This is a genomic window from Bradyrhizobium sp. USDA 4341 (genome assembly GCF_054063755.1).
This window is the reverse complement of sequence record NZ_JBSSGO010000002.1, coordinates 9,295,562-9,313,493: the sequence shown is the minus strand read 5'-3', so window position 1 is coordinate 9,313,493 and position 17,932 is coordinate 9,295,562. Positions and strand designations below refer to the sequence as shown.

The 17,932-nt window shown below is 59.8% G+C and carries 11 protein-coding genes; 4 read left to right on the top strand and 7 right to left on the bottom strand.

Features of this window, described 5'->3' with window-relative positions; all coding sequences use genetic code 11:
* Nucleotides 1-616: 616 nt before the first annotated feature.
* The gene (locus ACVIGB_RS49105; protein ID WP_143046909.1) at nucleotides 617-871 is read right to left on the bottom strand and encodes a PilZ domain-containing protein; all 255 of its coding nucleotides are present in this window, start codon (nucleotides 869-871) and stop codon (nucleotides 617-619) included.
* 958 nt (nucleotides 872-1,829) lie between these two features.
* On the opposite strand from ACVIGB_RS49105, the gene ACVIGB_RS49100 reads away from it, so the two are divergent.
* Both ACVIGB_RS49100 and ACVIGB_RS49095 read left to right on the top strand, forming a co-directional pair.
* A complete protein-coding gene (locus ACVIGB_RS49100; RefSeq protein ID WP_092125497.1) occupies nucleotides 1,830-2,267 on the top strand; it encodes a hypothetical protein in 438 nt (145 codons plus the stop codon).
* 455 nt (nucleotides 2,268-2,722) lie between these two features.
* Nucleotides 2,723-3,883 (top strand): GNAT family N-acetyltransferase, encoded by a 1,161-nt coding sequence (locus ACVIGB_RS49095; protein WP_456723827.1) that lies wholly within the window; start codon nucleotides 2,723-2,725, stop codon nucleotides 3,881-3,883.
* Between the two features lie 210 nt (nucleotides 3,884-4,093).
* On the opposite strand, the gene asnB (ACVIGB_RS49090) is transcribed toward ACVIGB_RS49095, so the two are convergent.
* From asnB (ACVIGB_RS49090) to ACVIGB_RS49075, 4 genes are all read right to left on the bottom strand, one after another.
* Nucleotides 4,094-5,761 (bottom strand): asparagine synthase B, encoded by a 1,668-nt coding sequence (asnB, locus tag ACVIGB_RS49090; protein WP_456723828.1) that lies wholly within the window; start codon nucleotides 5,759-5,761, stop codon nucleotides 4,094-4,096.
* Between the two features lie 552 nt (nucleotides 5,762-6,313).
* Nucleotides 6,314-7,738 carry an HlyD family type I secretion periplasmic adaptor subunit gene (locus ACVIGB_RS49085; RefSeq protein WP_092125495.1) on the bottom strand — a complete coding sequence of 475 codons (1,425 nt, stop codon included), beginning with the start codon at nucleotides 7,736-7,738 and terminating at the stop codon, nucleotides 6,314-6,316.
* Nucleotides 7,725-10,469 (bottom strand): type I secretion system permease/ATPase, encoded by a 2,745-nt coding sequence (locus tag ACVIGB_RS49080; protein WP_092125494.1) that lies wholly within the window; start codon nucleotides 10,467-10,469, stop codon nucleotides 7,725-7,727. The genes ACVIGB_RS49085 and ACVIGB_RS49080 overlap by 14 nt, the downstream gene beginning before the upstream one ends.
* A 498-nt stretch (nucleotides 10,470-10,967) precedes the next feature.
* Nucleotides 10,968-12,767, bottom strand: coding sequence for a heparin lyase I family protein (locus ACVIGB_RS49075; protein WP_456723829.1), 1,800 nt, complete (start codon nucleotides 12,765-12,767; stop codon nucleotides 10,968-10,970).
* Between the two features lie 476 nt (nucleotides 12,768-13,243).
* Between ACVIGB_RS49075 and ACVIGB_RS49070 the strand changes: the two genes are divergently transcribed.
* Together ACVIGB_RS49070 and asnB (ACVIGB_RS49065) are read left to right on the top strand one after the other, a co-directional pair.
* Complete coding sequence (locus tag ACVIGB_RS49070) at nucleotides 13,244-13,603, top strand: hypothetical protein (protein WP_456723830.1); 360 nt, start codon at nucleotides 13,244-13,246, stop codon at nucleotides 13,601-13,603.
* A 26-nt stretch (nucleotides 13,604-13,629) separates the two neighbouring features.
* A complete protein-coding gene (gene asnB / locus ACVIGB_RS49065; protein WP_456723831.1) occupies nucleotides 13,630-15,585 on the top strand; it encodes an asparagine synthase (glutamine-hydrolyzing) in 1,956 nt (651 codons plus the stop codon).
* 79 nt (nucleotides 15,586-15,664) lie between these two features.
* Here asnB (ACVIGB_RS49065) and ACVIGB_RS49060 read toward each other — a convergent pair whose 3' ends face one another.
* Complete coding sequence (locus ACVIGB_RS49060) at nucleotides 15,665-16,816, bottom strand: glycosyltransferase (protein ID WP_456723832.1); 1,152 nt, start codon at nucleotides 16,814-16,816, stop codon at nucleotides 15,665-15,667.
* 62 nt (nucleotides 16,817-16,878) lie between these two features.
* Complete coding sequence (locus ACVIGB_RS49055; RefSeq protein ID WP_456723833.1) at nucleotides 16,879-17,895, bottom strand: polysaccharide deacetylase family protein; 1,017 nt, start codon at nucleotides 17,893-17,895, stop codon at nucleotides 16,879-16,881.
* Nucleotides 17,896-17,932 lie beyond the last annotated feature (37 nt).

Below are 17,932 nucleotides of genomic sequence, written 5' to 3'. Positions count from 1 at the left end.
TGAAAGGTTCGGAGACGCGTAGCGCTCGCCCCCCTCGGCCTTCCGCAAAATCTGTGCTTTGCCAGGCAATTCGCAATTTATCCCATTTGGTGCCCTCTTCGCGCCGTCTTGGCGTCACAGAACAGCTTCCTCCAGGGGAGCTTTTACGCGCTGTTAAAGCTTGGAATCGTAAGTTCCGGGTGGGGACCTTTCGAGGGAAAGCGCATGGGACAATTACGCCAACGCGTGGTTCAGAGGGATACTCTCGAGGCACGGCTCGCAGAGCGAGCTAGAGAGTTGCGGAACGAGGCCGCAGCCCTTGCCCCGTGTGCAGCCAAGGAAGCGCTGCTAAAGCTCGCCCGATACGCAGAGACAAGTGCACACTTAAGCGGCAGGCTGTGCTCGCCGGGACTAGTGCCCAATTGAATGACGGAAACAAATCCTAGGACTGCAGGGTAAGGCCGCCTAATTTGGCGGCCTTCTTCATTTGGTTTCGCCCGGTACCTTACGCCGAGGCTTCATAACCTACGTTGGTCGCGCCTACCTCTGGCTTGGCATGACTGCCTTTGCTGAGACGAGCGGCGCTGTCAGCTCTCCGCCAATTGCTCAGGATATCTGAAGTCGTGGTTGGCTCGTTTCATTCAGTAACGAACACGACGCCAACCCATGCACCTCTTCGCCAAACGACGTTGCACGAGTAGGTCTTGCTAGGTGGAACGATCAGCGTGAAGTGGTCGGGAAGAGGTGATGGCGGATCATCCGCCTTCAGCGCCGCGCCGTTCTCCGTGATGTCACCAACGATACAGCACAGCGCCAAGTCACCAAACCTGATCAAGGCATTATCCAGCGATGGATTACGCACAGACTTTCGCCTGTCGGGAAAAGCAATCATTTCCGAGCCCATCAATAACCAATGAAAATTTGAACGATGCTGCGGGAGAAAGATTGCGCTTCTACTAACGATCGAGGCGCCGCGACCAACTCGAAGCCGGCGACGCAGCTTTGCGCTGTGAGCCAATTGGAGCCGCAGCCGACCAGCCCCCCGCCCATGCTCTCTCTTTCTGCAGATGCCGCCTCTTGCCCGCGATGGAGAGAATTCGACGCCCATAGCGTGCACATGCCGCGATGGGCGGGCTACCAGCCGCTGCTCCGCCGAAAAGAAACAGCCCCGATCTGGGCGATAGACCGGGGCCGTTACCGGGGTGCAAGGCTTAGGGCCTGAACTCACCCCGTCGGAGTTACACGGGGTATTGTTGTTCCAATGATGGTGCGCCAATGGCCTAATCCGCTCCTGCGAGTGACCTAACTTGGACAGCACCGACCGGGGCGCTGTCCGTATTTCAGCCGTCGTGCTGGAGTGGTTGAAAGCTGGATTTGCGCGGGAATGTAAGGTCGCCTCACTTGGCGGCCTCTTCATTGTCGCGGCCAGACGTCCGTGGCGCGGGGAGCCCTAGCTCAGGGGGAGCTGGGGCTACGGGGCTTCGGAGGTTGTAGCGGTCAACCTCGACCAATGACTTTACGTCTCTCCCTTGAATTTCGTCACCAGGATTTCGCAATTTTTGCAGCGCGCTAATACCTTTGCCCCAAGAGGCGACGTGCTGTTGAACCTCTTAGTTAGGACTAGTTCAGAATGGCAATTTGCCGCAGGCATTTGCCGATTTACCGTGTCCTCAGTCGTGCGGATTGGCGGACACCCACACCCCGGCCAAACTTATCGTGCGATAAGGGATCGCCGCTCCAGCCTAGGGAGCGACGGTCCCGCCCAATTGCGGAGCGATCAGCTCACTCGAAAACAGGTTGAATCCGGAATAGCAACGCTCACTATCGCGAAAGCAAAATTGAGGCCCGCGTTGACCAATCGAGACGGCACGCTTGACCGACAAACCATCACGGGTTTTCGCGGGATTGAGACTTCCGATGACGGACTGGCATTTAGAGTCGATGTTGACGCCGATCATGGCTCGGCAATTTGGACGATTCCCTACAAGCATGCGATCTGGTTGGCCCAGGCGATACTAGAGGTCTCGCCCGTCGCAGTCGGCAGGCAAACTGCTGGCGGCTCTGTGGAAGGGACTAATCTCGTCGGCGAGCGTCTCAACGTAGAGAGAGTTCGCGTGCTTGTGAAGGTCCGCTCCGATCATGCTGCGATCTCCGCTCAGGGCGCCTGGTCATCCGACAAAACACCGGGCACCACAATTCTGATGGTCGACAAGTCGATCGCCGCAGATTTGGTCGAGCAGCTCGGAGCGTTCCTGGCATCGGTCCAGGCTCTATCCCGACCATCGTAGTCGTTCCATCTCACAATTGCGGAAATAGCGCGATCGAAGCGCGATAGCTGCCAGAGCGTATCGCACTGGCCGCGCCGCCGCTGGCAGCACGTAACGGGCAGACATGGCAGGTCACGGTGAGAGGGCACAGTCAAAGCCGTCAGACGCCCGGCCGGAGCGCCGGCGCCAGCCGAAAGCTGGCCGGTCACAGCCTCCCTCGGCACAGTCGCGCCGAAGGCACAAGTCGCAGGAGTGGGTAACCAGAAAGGGTCCGCACATAGGTCGAATTCCAGATATAGTACCGCCATCCGCCCGGCCGAGGCGACGGTCACAGACGCCCAATGGCGTGGCCGCCAGAAGGATTCGTGTGTGAGCAGGCCCGCCCGATCATGGGATTATGCGCGATCATTGCAGCAGGATCCTTGCTCTCTCATCAAAGCGCGCTTGCGGTCCACTGGCGTTGAACAAGAATGAGCATGCCCGATGCCGTCACCGATGTCAGCCTGGAGGCTCTGGAGAGCATTGCCTGGCTTGAAACCGCGTGGAAGGAGCTCGAAGCTCGGGCCACTCACTCGTTCTTCTTGTCCTGGCTCTGGATCGGCACTTGGCTGCGGCATATTCCGGATGGCACGCAACCGCACGTCCTCGTAGCTCGGTCGTCAGGCAAGATCGTCGGGTTGGCGATCATCTGCCGGCGGAGAGCCTGGAGACTTGGGCCGCATGCGCGGGCACGTTGGCTGCTCAATGAATCCGGAGATACCCGTTTCGACCGGCTGTTCATCGAGTGCAATAGTATCCTTGCAGAACAACCGGCCACCATTATTCCGGCAGGTCTCGACGCTTTGACGTCCCGCTTGCGCCGCGCGGATCAGCTGGTGCTTTCCGGAATTGATGCGGACCTCGAGTTGGCCGCTCGCCGCGCTGCGGGCAAGGCTGGGCTCGTTAGCGAGGTGAAGCAGGCTGATACGGCCTTATGGGTTGATTTCGCCAAGGCCCGTCAGCAAAAGAAGGATTACCGCGCCACACTGGGCCGCAGTACGCGCCAGGCCGTGAGCCGTGCCATGAGGTTGTACGCCGAACGAGGCCCCCTTGAATTCCGGATCATGGAAACGACGACGGAGGCCCTGGCTGCGTTCGATTTGCTGAGCGACTTTCATCGGTCGCGATGGGGGCGCAAAGGGGCTTTCGCCAATCCGGGCTTCCGTCCGTTCCACGAGGAGTTGATCGCGCGCGGAGTTCCCACAGGAGCGGTCCGCATCTCACGGACGCTGGTTGGCGATCAGACGGTTGGGGTCGTGTACAATTTCGTGCATGACGGCCGTGTCCTGAACTACCAAAGCGGCTTTCTTTACGAGAGCGATGGCCGCATTAAGCCCGGGCTCGTGAGCCACGTGCTGGCTATTGAGGATAGCATCTCACGCGGGGAAAGCGGCTACGACTTCCTGGCTGGTGGCGCCGGGCACAAGGCCCATCTCGCAAATAGCGAGTATGCCATGAAGTGGATCGCAATTTGCAGAGACGGTCCAGAACGCCACATCGAGGCGAAGCTCCGCGATGCCAAACGAACGCTGCGAACGATCGCTATGAACTTTCCAAAAAAGAAGCTGCGGCTCTTCGGGGCAGCAAATGCAAATTGAGATACTGGCCGCGGCCGCCTTCCGAACTGCCAGGCACATGGGAAGATCGCAGTCTGCTCCCGGTTCAGGCGTCCAGATCCAGCGATAGAGGCTCGTGCAGGCGCACCGGCCGCCGAGTTCGGACCGACGCTGTCGTGGAGGCCGCGATCCCCTCAACCTGGTCCGCAGCAGACCGATGGCCCGGGCGGCGCCTTCGCGGCCGGAGTCTGCTCACATGTTATCAACGGCCTCGATGTGTACGCCCTTCACCGCCCTTCCGGATGGATCATCCATACTCGCAAATTGCTGGGACCAGAGAAACGCGGTCGGCGTCGAACACGCGATCGAGGGACCGACGGGGACCGTTAGGCAGGCCGTCGGATTCTTGAAGATGCTGTCAAAGATGGTTCTATAGAAGTAGCCTTCTTTCGAAGTCGGCGTTTGCTTCGGAAAGCGCTTACCCGCCTCTGCGAACATCTGATCCGAGACTTTACCCTCGGCATGATTCCTCAAGCACTCGATCCAGCTGTACCCCACTCCGTCCGAAAACTGTTCCTTTTGACGCCACAAGATCTCCTGCGGCAACAGGTCGGTAAAAGCTTCGCGCAATATGCCCTTTTCGATCTTCGCACCGGGGCACATTTTTTCGGCAGGGTTGATCGACATCGCGTAATCCAGGAACTCCTTGTCCAGGAAGGGCACACGGGCTTCGACGCCCCAGGCAGCGGTTGCCTTGTTCGCGCGACAGCAGTCGTACCTGCTCAGCGCAAAGAGCTTTCGAACAGTCTCCTCATGGAATTCTTCTGCCGATGGGGCCATGTGGAAGTAGAGATAGCCGCCAAATACCTCGTCGGCGCCTTCTCCAGACAGCACCATCTTGATGCCCATTGCCTTGATCTTGCGCGCCATAAGATACATCGGCGTGCCGGCACGAATGGTGGTGACATCGAAGGTTTCCAGATGCCGGATCACATCGGGCAACGCGTCCAACCCGTCCTGCACCGTGAAAACAACTTCATGATGGACCGTGCCGATGTGAGCCGCCACCTTTCGCGCATACTTCATGTCGGGTGAATTTTCCAAACCCACTGAGAACGAGTGTAGCCTTGGCCACCAGGCCTCCTCGGTCTCCCCGGACTCGATCCGCTTGAAGCGGTGTCGTGCTGCGAGCGCTGCGATGAGCGAGGAATCGAGCCCACCAGAAATAAGTACCCCGTAAGGCACGTCGCACATCATTTGCTGTTTGACTGCGGTCTCGAGGGAAGTCCGGAGCTCGTGCAGCGACACCTTCTTGGTTGGAAATGCATGCGCCCACTCAGGATCATACCATTTGACGAATTCGCGGGCTTTGCCGTTATAGTAATGTCCCGGCGGAAACTCCTGGATCGTCTCGCAGACCGGATCAAGAGCTTTCATTTCGCTGGCGACATACGTTACGCCGTCGCCGCTCCATCCAATATAAAGCGGCACTATGCCGATGTGGTCCCGGGCGACGAAGAAATCTCCGGTATGTTCGTCGAAGAGGGCAAACGCAAAAATGCCACTCAGCATCTTGCACAGAGCTGGTCCGTACTCGTCGTAGAGATACAGGATAATCTCGCAGTCTGATTTCGTTTTCCAGGCGTGCGGCCGCTTCAGTGCATCGCGCAGAGCGACATGATTGTAGATCTCTCCGTTCACAGCCAGCGCCCGACCCGCGGTGACGTCGAGAAGCGGCTGGGCGCCGTGTTCTACGTCGACAATGGAAAGGCGTTCGTGCGCGAGCATCGCGCGTTCGCTGGAATAAATGCCGCTCCAGTCCGGGCCACGGTGCCTAACCGTCTTTGCCATCTCCAGCGCCCGGCTGCGCGCCGATTCAAACGACTCTGTAAATTCGAATATGCCAACGAAGCCGCACAAGGTGATTAACCCTTCCGCATGCTGGCCGATCTATCCCACCACGATCAGCGCCTGCATTGAACTGAAATGCCCGACAGTGGCATTGAATTCGCTAGCTGAACAGCGCACCATCCGAAGTAACCAAAATGCGTTGAGAGGCTGCCTGGAGGTAAGCGCCGTGTTGCGCCCTCAAAGCGGCAGCCAGATCGGTATACGGCGGACGATGCCGACGGACGTCCCGGTGGAGCGCGGTGGCCCCGGCGTGGCGTAGAGATGGTCAGCGGCGGATACCTCACGCCGTGTCCGCGTGTCAGGGGTGTCCGAACAGATCCGGTGATCTACGGGATGGTGGATGAGGCCCCGCCTCGATTGCCCGCAGACGAGAATGCCTGGTCGCTGGGCCGTTCAACGACGACCGCAAAGCTGTTGCCTTAGGGCCTTCACGTCTGGGCGGCGATGCGCCGACCCGGATCGCGTCACCGGCGATCCGGGCCTTTCCAACATCCGCATTGGGGCTGCGTGGCGCCCGGCTTAGTCCGGCGGCACAAGGCCTCGCCTAAGCAAGACCGCTTCTTACCGTTCCCGCAGCGCTTCCTGCTTGTATCTCGCCAGCGGCGAGAGCAGGTAGCTGATGATCCTGCGCGTACCGGTCTTGATCTCGACCGTCACCGCCATGCCCGGACCAAGCTTGACGAGCTTGTCCTCCACTTGCATGTGTGTCCGGTCGAGCGAAACGCGCGCGGCATACTCCAGCTCCTGACCCTTCGGCTCGCTGCTGCTCGACGTGGCGCCCGACGGGTGGTCATTCGACCCCTGCGTCCGGTCGCGCGTAATGGCATCCGTCGATACGCTGAGCACGTCGCCGTGAAGCAGGCCGTAGCGCGTGAAGTTGAAGGTATCGATCTTGATCTCCGCCGCCTGCCCCGGATGGACAAATCCGATATCGCGGTTGGAGAGCATGGCCTCGATCTCGAGTTGGCTCTCGCTCGGAACCACCACTGCGAGCGCTTGAGCCGGGGTCACCACGCCGCCCACCGTATGAACGGCAAGCTGCTGCACGACGCCATCGACTGGCGCGGTCAGACGCTGGAGCTTCGTGCGCCGATCCGCCTTGATCACCTCTTGCGCCGCGCTCGCAGCTTTCTGCTCGGCCTTCGCAAGTGCGTCATAGGTCGCGCGGCGATACTCTGCAGCAGCCTTCTGCTTTGTTTCCTTCAGTAGCGCGATCGCCGCATCGGCTTCGCGCAGCCGGCTCTTCTGCAGCACAAGATCCTGCTGCATGGCGACCAGCTCCTGATACTCGGTTAGATAGACGACCTTGGAAGCGAGTGCCTTTTCGACGAGGCCCTTACGGATATCGACCCTCTCCTGCAGCACAGGAATGGTTGCTTCCAGCTTGGCAACACTCGCCGATGTCGTCTCTCGTTCGGCCTCCTTCTGCCCCTGCTGCCGCTCGATTTCGGAAAGCTTGGCATTTTGCTCGGCGCGCTCGCTGATCAGGAACTGGCGATGCATCTCGATCTCTGCGGCGCTTGCGTTCTGCGGAGCACGGAAGGCGGCGAGCGGATCGGCTGTAAGTGCCGCCCGCAATCGCGCTGCGTCGAGTTCTGCCGCTAGCAGATCGCTCTTCTGACGCTCCTGGTCGGCCTCTGTCATCGTCGGGTCGAGCTCGATCAGAACGTCGCCGGCCTTCACGCTCTGGCCGTCGCGGACCTTGATGGCGCGGACCACACCCGTCTCGAACGGCTGGATCAGCTTGGTGCGGCCGCCGGGCACGATCTTGCCGGTCGCCGTGGCGACGATATCAACACTGCCGAGCGTCGCCCACAACAGTGCGATGCAGAACATTGCGATGATGCTCGCTCCGATCGCACGCCCGATCGGTGACGGCGGCGACTCGGCGATTTCGAGCGCCGCCGGCAGAAATGCGAGCTCGTGCTCCCGGCGCCGAAGTTCGCGTCTCGGAAACGGGACGATGTTGCGACTAGCGGATGTCATGGATACCGGCCTGCAGGTAATGAAGATTGGCGTAACGGCCGTTGGTCTGGATCAGCTCATCATGGCTGCCGTCCTCGACGATGCGGCCATGCTCGAGCGTGATGATCCGGTCGGCATTACGTACAGTCGATAACCGGTGAGCGATAACGATCACGGTCCGGCCGGCGGAAATCCGCCTCATGTTCTGCTGGATCGCGCGCTCACTTTCGTAGTCCAGCGCGCTGGTCGCCTCGTCGAAAATCAGGATGCGCGGGTCGGTGATCAGCGCGCGCGCGATTGCGATACGCTGGCGTTGTCCGCCAGACAGGCTGCTGCCGCGCTCGCCCACGATGGTGTCGTAACCTTCGGGCAGTTCCAGAATGAAGTCGTGCGCGCCGGCCAGCATTGCTGCTTCGATGACACGTTCCATCGACATGGTCGGATCGGTCAGTGCGATGTTGTCCCGGATCGTGCAGTTGAACAGCACGTTTTCCTGCAACACGACGCCGATCTGGCGCCGTAGCCAGCTCAGGTCGACCATTGCGAGGTCGACGCCATCGACCAGCACGCGTCCGCTCTCCGGAACATAGAGACGCTGGATCAGCTTGGTGACGGTGCTCTTGCCCGACCCCGACGAGCCGACGATGCCGATGACCTGGCCCGGCTCGATGCTGAACGACACGTCGTGCAGCACCTCAGGGCCGTCGATGCGATAGCGGAAAGTCGCGTGCTCGAACCTCACCTGGCCGCGGATCGGCGGCAAAGCCGCGCGGGACGGAGTGAAGCTCGGCTCCGGAATGGTGTTGAGGATGTCGCCGAGACGGTCGATCGACAGACGGGCCTGGTGGAAGTCCTGCCAGACCTGTGCAAGCCGCAGCACCGGCGTGCTGACGCGCGCGGCCAGCATGTTGAACGCGACGAGTTCGCCGACGGTCAGCTCCCCACCAATGACCAGCCGCGCGCCGAAGTAAAGGGTCGCGGCGATGACCAGCTTGTTGATCATCTGCACTGCCTGGCTCGCCGTGTTGTTCAGGCTGAGCACGCGGAAGCTTGCGGCGACATAGCCGGCGAGCTGCTCTTCCCAGCGGCGTTGCATCTGTGGCTCGACCGCCATGGCCTTCAAGGTCTCGACGCCGGTGACGCTTTCGACCAGGAAGGCCTGATTCTCGGAGCCGCGATTGAACTTCTCGTCGAGGCGCGCGCGGAACAGCGGCGCGGCTCCCGCCGATATGCCGATGTAGAATGGGAAGGACGCGAGCACGATCCAGGTCAACGTCGTCGAGTAGTAGAACATCACCACAAGGAAGACGACCGTGAAAAGAAGGTCGATGACCAGCGTGAGCGCCGAACTCGTCAGGAACTGGCGGATATTCTCCAGCTCCCGGACGCGTGCCACCGAATCCCCGACGCGGCGCGTCTGGAAATAGGCGATCGGCAGCGCCATGAGGTGGCGAAACAGCCTGGCACCGAGCTCGACATCGATACGGTTTGTCGTATGCGCGAACAGATAAACGCGCAGCGTCTCGAGAATGGCTTCGAACACAGTCAGCACGACAAGGCCGATGACCAGAACGTCGAGCGTGCTCATGCTTCGATGCACGAGCACCTTGTCGATGACCACCTGGAAGAACAACGGTGAGACAACGGCGAAGATCTGGAGGAAGAACGACGCCGCCAGCACCTCGCTGAGCAGGCGGCGATACTTCTGCATGGCGCCGACGAACCAGGCGATATCGAAGCGTCGCGCGAGATCGGTCAGGCTGGCGCGCCGGGCCATTAGAATGAGGCCACCATCCCAGATGGCCTCGAGCTGGGCCTGGGTAAGTGTTTCGGGGCGCGGAGACAGCGGGCGCTGAACGAGAAGCTTGCCGTCGATCAGCTTGCCGAGAATCAGGAAGCTGCCGTCGCGCAGCAGTGCAATTCCCGGCAGCGGCGTGACTGCAAGCCTGTCCCAGCTGGTCCGCTGCACCCTTGCCTTGAGCCCGAATTCCTTGGCGCAGCGCAGGATTTCAGTAACGCCGAGGCGCGCCGCGCCGACCCGGTGGTGGATTTGGGCGGGGTCGGCAGCGATTCCGTGGCAACGCAGCAAGATCGCGAGCGCAATGAGTCCGGATTCGTCGGCGTCTTCGGAATCGATGCTCGCAGCCGGGGACCCGATATCCGCGGCCTCGTTCGCAACATCGCCGGAAGCGTTAAAGGGCGCCCGCAGGCCGGACGTCTTCGTCAACAAGGTATCGCGAGCCTTGGTCAAGCCGTCGCGGACAAGCATCAGCAGGCCACCGGCGTGGCGCATCAGGCCGGCGCCCAGGCCAACTGCCCGGGCGCGGATGTCGGCAATCGCATGACGTGCGCCGTGTGTGAGGCTCTGTGAGCCGGGCGAGATCAAGCCGCCATCCCAGATCGCCTCAAATTCCGCACGCGTCATCCGCCGCGGATGCGACGAGGTCGGGTGCAGCACAAGCGCTACCTGATCCTCGATTTTTCCCAGAAGCAAGAATCCGCCGTCATGCAGCGAAGCGATTCCAGGCAGCTGGATGCCGGCCAGCCGCGGCCAATCCATTGTCGTCGCACGGACTTTGACCCCGAATTCGCGCGCGCAACGAAGCATTCCGCGGATGCCTATCCCATTGTCTCCGCAACGATCGCGGAGCTGATCGGGTTCAGTGTTCACGCCATGAAGGCGCAGGAACAGAGCCAGCGCTCGAAACCCTAGATCTGGAGTTGCGTGGGCATTTCCGTTCTGGATCGCCATTTCGTTACTCTACCCTTCGCGGCTACCGCCTGCGTTTGTGTCCTTTGCATGCACATGGAATTCCAATGACGCCTATCCGAGGATACGCGACATACGCGTGCTCGCAGCCAAAACGGCGCAAGCAATCATCAGAGCGTTAGGGCCTCGAACCGCGAGGAGATTTCAGCGCGACGGGATATTTGAAATTGCCCCCCCGACTGGCTGAGCAGGCTGGTTAACGAGCAAAAATGGCGAAAAAACTTTCGAATTGTGATTTATGCACACGCAAGTTGTGCCCGGAAACTGACCTAAACTCAGGCGTTTTTACACTCACAACGAAGTATCGAATCGGAATTCTTACGGCGATTGTCCGTCAAACGGCGGCAGCCGGCAATCCTCTGTTGTGAATTGGTTTTCACCGTGCCCCTCGTGGCTGCTGACCGACGACTTTTGCCGCTCGGCGTCCAAAAAGTTGACGGTGCCGCACCCGGGCGCAAGGTGCCCGGGTGCGGCAGAGCGTTAGTGGTGCGGCTTCGTCAGGAACGCGTTCTGCGTCCAGGCGGTGCCATTCGAAATGGCTGCCGCGATCTGCCCCCCGTCGACCCGACCAGAGCCACCCGCCAGATACTGGTTCAGCAGCGCGAAGCTATGGCTCGCATGGGACCCTTGGGCCGTATCGTAATTCGCCAAAGAGGTGGTCTGCGGCACGGTTGCTGCCAACGTGCTGCTGCCCGACCCAAGGTGATGGTGCAACCCATGGTCCTGGTTTGCCGTGCTCCCTGAGGTTGCGGACGGCCGAGGATCCGTGACGGTGATGGTCTGTGGCGTCGCCGAAGTCACAGCGCCGGTAACCGGGTCGGTGGCGCTCGCGGTCAGGGTAAGAGTCGCGACCGGATGAGCATTGCCCCGGTAGTACGATGTCAGCGTCAATCCGCTGGCAACCTGCGCAGAGCTCAGCGTGATGTCGCCTCCCCTGAACGTCGTGCCATCGCCGGTCGTGATCGTCTCATATTTCGGCAGGCCTTTGATGTTCAGGCTGACTTTATCGTTGGGATCGGTCGTGGACAGCGTTGTCCCCAGGTCGACATGACCACCTCTGCCGGCGACCCATAGCGAGCTGTCCGCAACGGAGAGCACCGGCGTAGTCACTGTCGGCGTCGACGGAGTCGTCGGTGTGGTTGGCTGCGTCGGCATGATGGGCGTGTTCGAGATCTGGAGACCGGAGAATGTCTTCACCGCACCCGAGAGATTGGCGGCAAGCCCCCCGGAATCCGTGATGCTCACGCCGCTCGCGAGATTGACCCCGGTAATGGCGAGCGCCGAGGTGTTTGTATTAGTCGACGCGACCGTCGTCTGGAAGGTGAGCGTACTTGTCCCGGAGCCACCAACATAGGTGGCGCTGGCACCATCATTGAGCGACAGCGTCGGCTTACCTGTGACGGTCACGGCCTCGCTTAAGGTGAGGGTCAACGTGACGACATCGCCGACATGCTCGGTTCCGGTCCCCGGCGAAGCGGCGACCTGCGTGACCGTCGGCGCGACGTTCGGGGTGGTGGGCGTGGTCGGTGTGGTCGGCTGCGTCGGTGTGGTCGGCTGCGTCGACGTCGCCGCCGCCCCCGTCAACAGCGTCATGTTTCGGTAATCGACGGCAACGGTCTCGGGCGCCGACGACCGATAGATTCCGTATTCCCAATTGGTCGCCTGCCCATAACCCAAGGGGCCGCTGTAGTTCACGACCTGTGTCCCGTTGATCGAGACCTTCAAATACCCGCCACCGGTGTTCGAAACATCGGCCTGTATTTGAATGTTGTTGTAGACGCCCGTCTGGATCGGATTGGGATCAGTCCAGAGCGTGAGCATCTGCACGTTGCCAGCCCCGTTGCTCGGGTCCTGACCCGGCTGGACATATCTGGCGACAATCTGCAGGTGATCGCCAACAAGCTGGATCGCGAACGGCGGCGAGGTGCCCACTCCGCTCGACCAGTCATCATTGTGCATCTGTCCGACGATGAACCAGCCATCTGCCGTATTCGTAAATGACCCGTTGGAGCCATTTGCCTCCACCATGAACTGATAGTTCAGGGCGATGGGAGTGCCGCCGGGAATGTTGTTAACGCCTGAAACCTCCGAGCGATCGACAGATGAGCTATCGTACCAGGCATAATCACCCTGCTTGACTTCGAAGCGCAGAGTTTGTGGGTCCGGATTGGTCAGGCTGTAGCTCGTGCTCGCATCCTGAACGCCGTAGCTGTCGCCACCGATCGAGAACCTCGTCATCGGTGCGGAAGAAAATGATGTGATTGTCCCAGTTGTATCCAATTCAGGCCTCCATGGGTCGCAGAGATGCTTTCTCTTTGACGCTTACAAGGGAATTTACGGCCGCAGCGCGAAGGCGCGCGACATACCACGCACTCGCAACGCCTACGCCACGAGCGGATTTCCGATGCATCACAGGATTAACTGCGTGCACATTCCAATGCAGTGCGAATCGCCCATCCCCAACTGCTGAGTTGGTGGTTAATTAGGGAGTATGGCAAAAAAAGTTATTTAGCATGGCGATAGTTTGAAGCGGCCAACTCGCCGTCGCCTGTGATATGTGCTTGCCGTTGCAGCTAAATTCAGCGTGATCGTCACAGCAGGAGCAAAAAAGTTCTCCACTGATATTGCCAATGAGGCGCTCGCCATCGTGAGCGATCCCAGATCCGGCTGAATGCAGCCCTTCTTGCACATAGCCGCGGGTGACCGACTTTGCCGATGCAAAGTGTCAGTCCTGCGCAGCTTGGGATTCTCTTCGGATGAGTAAGCTGTCAATTCCGAAGCTGGTGAAGGCCGAGACACGGGTCGCTCACATCAAGCAATTGACGACCAGGATTGGTGACCAGATCCGAATGGTCGGGCGCTCCAGCAGCCCGCCGCAGTCAACCGCCTCTCGCATCGGCAACGCTTCGCATCGTCACAGGAAAGACAGCCATGAAGGGAATGGCCAAGTAGTCCGGGCACGCATGCCGCCGGGGCCGCTTACTGGCCCCAGTGCTGAATTTCAGCAGCTCGACTCCCCCTGCTGGTTGAACGCGCACGTCGCGACGGCGCGTGATGCGCACGCCACCCTCGCGAGCAAGTCGAGAGGACATGATGACGCAACCTCCAAGGATTAACCCGCTTGCCCCATTGAGGGACATCCGTGGCCACAGCATTGTCCGGAAACAAGAAGCTGGCAGGGGCCATGTGCGGGATTTTGGGCTGGGCACTTCGGGGAAAGCACCGGCAAGATTACGAGACCCTTGTCCGCCTCACCAACCTCATGAAACACAGGGGCCCCGACGGCGCAGGCTACTGGCAAGGCGACACTGCCGGCGGGCACCATCAGGTCAGCTTGGGGCATAGGCGTCTCTCGATCATCGATCTCGAGGGCGGAGCCCAGCCGATGTGGAGCGCTGATGGCTCGATCGGACTCGTTTTCAACGGAGAGATCTATAACTACATTGAGTTGCGCGAGGAACTCGTCTCTCTCGGACACGCTTTTCGCACGTCCTCCGATACGGAAGTGCTGATCGAAGCCTACCGGGCTTGGGGACTGGACTCGATCAAGCGGTTCCGTGGCATGTTCGCGTTCGGGCTATGGGATGCGAGGACCCAACAGCTTGTTCTGGCGCGCGACCCGTTCGGCAAGAAGCCGCTCTTCATCGCCGAGAACTCAGGTCTCTTGTTCGCGTCGGAAATCGAGCCCCTGCTCAAGTTCCCGGGCATGGATACCCGGATCGACCCGCATGCCATCGAGCATTATCTGCTCAATCGGTATGTCCCCGGACCCAGGACGTTCTTTCAGGCCGTGCGCAAGCTTCCCCCGGGCTGCCACCTGGTGTGGCGCGAAGGACGCACAAACATCACCCGGTATTTCGTCCCACCGTTGGCATCGGCAGAGCCTGACATCACGGACTTTGGCGAGGCAGTCCGGATGTTCAAGGCGACATTCGATGATGCCGTACGAATTCGCATGCGGAGTGACGTTGCGTTTGGAGCCTACTTGTCTGGCGGCATCGATTCGTCTGCGGTTGTGGCCGCCATGGTCCGCCATAGCTCTGAGCGCGTGCGCACGTTCTCGGTTGGCTTTCGTGAAGCCGGCTACTCCGAGCTCGATCACGCCCGCGCCATAGCTCGCCAATTCGACACCAATCACGAGGAGATCGTGCTGGAGCCGCACGACTTCTTGAGAAGCTGGCCGACCGCTGTGCTGCGTCGCGGCGCCCCAGCGGCCGAACCGGCCGATATTCCGGTTATGATGCTGTCGCATATGGCGGCGAGCAAGGTGAAAATGGTCCTTACTGGAGAAGGAGCAGACGAACTTTTGGGCGGCTATCCCAAGCATCGAGCCGAGTTGTGGATCGAGCTTTACCAACGACTGGTTCCGCAGACCATTCATGATCGCATCATATCACCCGCAATGCGTGCACTCCCGTACGATATGCGTCGCGCCAAGATCGTGACCACTGCAGCGGGCGAGCGGGATTGGCCGAGCCGGATGCAACTCTGGTTTGGCGGAGTTTCCCTTAACGAACGGGATCGCATTATCGGACGCCCCCTGCCCGTAACGCCGCCGGATTCCCATCCATTCTCGATGGCCGTCGGGTCGAATGTCCGGCGCACGCTGTTCTTCGATCAGACGTCGTGGCTACCCGACAACCTCCTTGAACGCGCCGACCGAATGATGATGGCGGGTTCAATTGAGGGCAGGATGCCATTCATGGACACCAGTCTCGCCAAGCTTGTGGCGCGGTTTCCGGACAATTTCCTGGTCGGTCGGAGCGGCGGCAAGTCAGTATTGCGAGCAGCGATGCAGCACACTCTTCCACCGGGGACTCTGACGCGCAAGAAAATCGGATTCCGCGTGCCAATCGAGGAGTGGTTTCGCGGTCCCCATCGCGAATTTATCTCCGATTTGTTGGTTTGCGACGGTGCACGTGTGGCATCCTTCTGCGACAGGGATGTCTTGAGGCAGTTGGTCAACGAGCATCTCGCCCGCCGTCAAAACCACGAAAAGGTGCTTTGGTCGCTCGCCAACCTGGAGCTGTTCCTGCGAGCCTTCAACCCGTCAAGTCTGGAAACTCTAGCGAGGCATTTCGTTCCGGAACCGATTTGAACGCCCTGCCGCAACCAACCCCCTTTCCTTTCAGCAAACTCCAATCGCACGTCACGTTGCCAGGAATGAGATCGAACGATCAATCGACCATATCGCTCGTGGTCGCGCCTTGCCATGTCGCGCGCGACCCCTTGCGCGCCACTTTCCGATAAAGGCGAAGATATGCATCGCACATCGCATCCAGTGAGAATGCTGTTTCAACGCGCCGACGTCCTGCGGCACCAAAACGATCGGCGAGTTCAGCATTGTCGAGGAGCTTGAGCACGCGATCGGTCAAGGCACCGGCATCATGGCTCGGCACAAGAAATCCGGTCTGGCCGTCCAGAACCAATTCAGAAGTGCCTCCATCGTCTGTCGCCACAACCGGCTTACCCAAGGCCATGCACTCGGTTATTGCGTTGGAAATCCCCTCCCCGTGCAAATGGCTATTGGTGGTGAGAACGCCGACAGTGAAGAGATTGGCAATGCTCTCTATGTCGTTCCGCCGCCCCAGAAGCTTCATGCGGTGCGAATGTTCAGTCGGGATGCTGTCGCGCACCTGCTCCAGCGTTCCACCGCTACCGATAGCCAGAAAAGTGACGTCGTCCCTTAGACGGCAGATGCGGCATGCCATCTCGACGAAGGTTTCATAGTCCTTTCTCGGCGTAAAGTTAGCGATCATCCCGATAATGTGGGGCGTCACAATCCCCAGATTGCTGCGAAGCTCGGTCTTATCCTTCAGGTTGGAGACCCTTTCAGGACTGAACCCGTTGTAGATGCAGAGACCTTTGCGCTCGGGAATACCGTAGGCAGCCAGGCCCGCACGCGAGTTGGCAACGACAACGTCCGAAAACGGGATCGTCAGCTTGCCTCTCAAGTACCCCTCAGTCCACAGCGTCATATGCGCGGGCGCATCCCGCACGAACCCATTTACGAAAGCCGTACCGCACACTTTCGCAACCGGCGCTGCATAGATCGAGCACATCGAGCCCCACGAGTGGATGATATCTATCTTCAAGTCGGTGACCAGTTCGTACAGGATCTTGAAAAGGCGCAAATCCTTTCTGCCTTTGCGATTGAGCTGAATGACTTGCGCGTGTTCGCGGTCAATCTCGAGGCGAACCTCGTCCTTGTCCATAACAGCGACGAATGACCTTATGTCACTGTGAGCGGCAAGCCCTTTCAGCAATTCGACGATTTGTCGTTCCTTTCCTCCCGGGCCAAGACGTTCGATAACGTGCAATATGCGCATCTCAACGCCCTCGCGAGTGACCTGATTCAGTCCACCTCGCAGTGAGTGGTTCGGCGTTACATTCAACGTTGGGACCCCAACAGCATGTGAGCGGCCGATTGAATGCCGCTGATGCGCGCCTCGAATCTGGCTGTCGTATCGAATTGCCCCCCAACGCCGATACGAGGAAGCGCAAAATGATCCGGTTTGAGATCAGACAGTTGCCCATGCCGGGTTGTCACTGCGGTTGAAAAGCCGATCTCCTCTGCAAGGCCCGCTTCCCTGGGGCCGCATGCTTTGGAGTCACCGTAAGGGTAAGCAAAGTGCTGAACGGGACGCTGCAGCAACTGCTCCAGATAGCGGCGGTTATCTGCCATTTCGGCCCGTGCGGACTCAGTATCTAGGCACGATAAGGCAGCATGGGAATCGGTGTGCCCGCCGATTGACGCGAGAGGATGCCGCGCCAGGTCTTGAACCTCCCGCTCATCCAGGAAGTATGCCTCATTCAAGGCCGATAAAGACAAACCTGCCTTTCTGAACGTTGGATCAAGCATTGCGATCCGGCGATAATCTTGATGAATCCACTCAGTTACCTCGTTCAAGCCGGCCATCTTTTCGCGCAGCCGGGGGCAATGAAATCGCCTGTCCATCGCATCGACCGTTACCGTGTCTCCAGAGCGAAACATTTCACGCAACCCCAGCCACCACGCCTGCAATGTCCGTTTTGGAGCGCCAGTGGGAACATAGATCGTGAAGGGAGCGTTGTATCGCTCGAGGATTGGAAGCGCGGTCGCGACATTGTCCCGGTAGCCGTCGTCAAAGGTAAGCGCCGCATAGCGGCCGCCCCTCCCGGAATCCGACGCCAATCGCTCGAGAGATGTCGCCAGACTCACAATCTCCCAGCCTTCTTGCCGCAGCCAATTGAGCGAATATTCAAAGAGGGCGACTGAAGTCCCGGTCATCAATTCCGAGGGGCCATCCTGCTGGATCTCATGGTACATCAGGATAGCCGCCCGGCCAGCAAGGATCTTGCGGATGGCCGGCATCAGGCCAGACCAACGGGCAATTTCGATTACGCTGTTCGTGAGGAACTGCTTCACTCTAGCTCACCGTAAGAACCATGACCGCACGCCTCCG

What these genes read in the sequence shown, in the direction of transcription:
- ACVIGB_RS49105 (WP_143046909.1), bottom strand. Translation starts at nt 871, where the DNA reads ATGATTGCTTTTCCCGACAGGCGAAAGTCTGTGCGTAATCCATCGCTG.
- ACVIGB_RS49095 (WP_456723827.1), top strand. Translation starts at nt 2,723, where the DNA reads ATGCCCGATGCCGTCACCGATGTCAGCCTGGAGGCTCTGGAGAGCATT.
- ACVIGB_RS49085 (WP_092125495.1), bottom strand. Translation starts at nt 7,738, where the DNA reads ATGACATCCGCTAGTCGCAACATCGTCCCGTTTCCGAGACGCGAACTT.
- ACVIGB_RS49080 (WP_092125494.1), bottom strand. Translation starts at nt 10,469, where the DNA reads ATGGCGATCCAGAACGGAAATGCCCACGCAACTCCAGATCTAGGGTTT.
- ACVIGB_RS49070 (WP_456723830.1), top strand. Translation starts at nt 13,244, where the DNA reads ATGAGTAAGCTGTCAATTCCGAAGCTGGTGAAGGCCGAGACACGGGTC.
- ACVIGB_RS49060 (WP_456723832.1), bottom strand. Translation starts at nt 16,816, where the DNA reads ATGCGCATATTGCACGTTATCGAACGTCTTGGCCCGGGAGGAAAGGAA.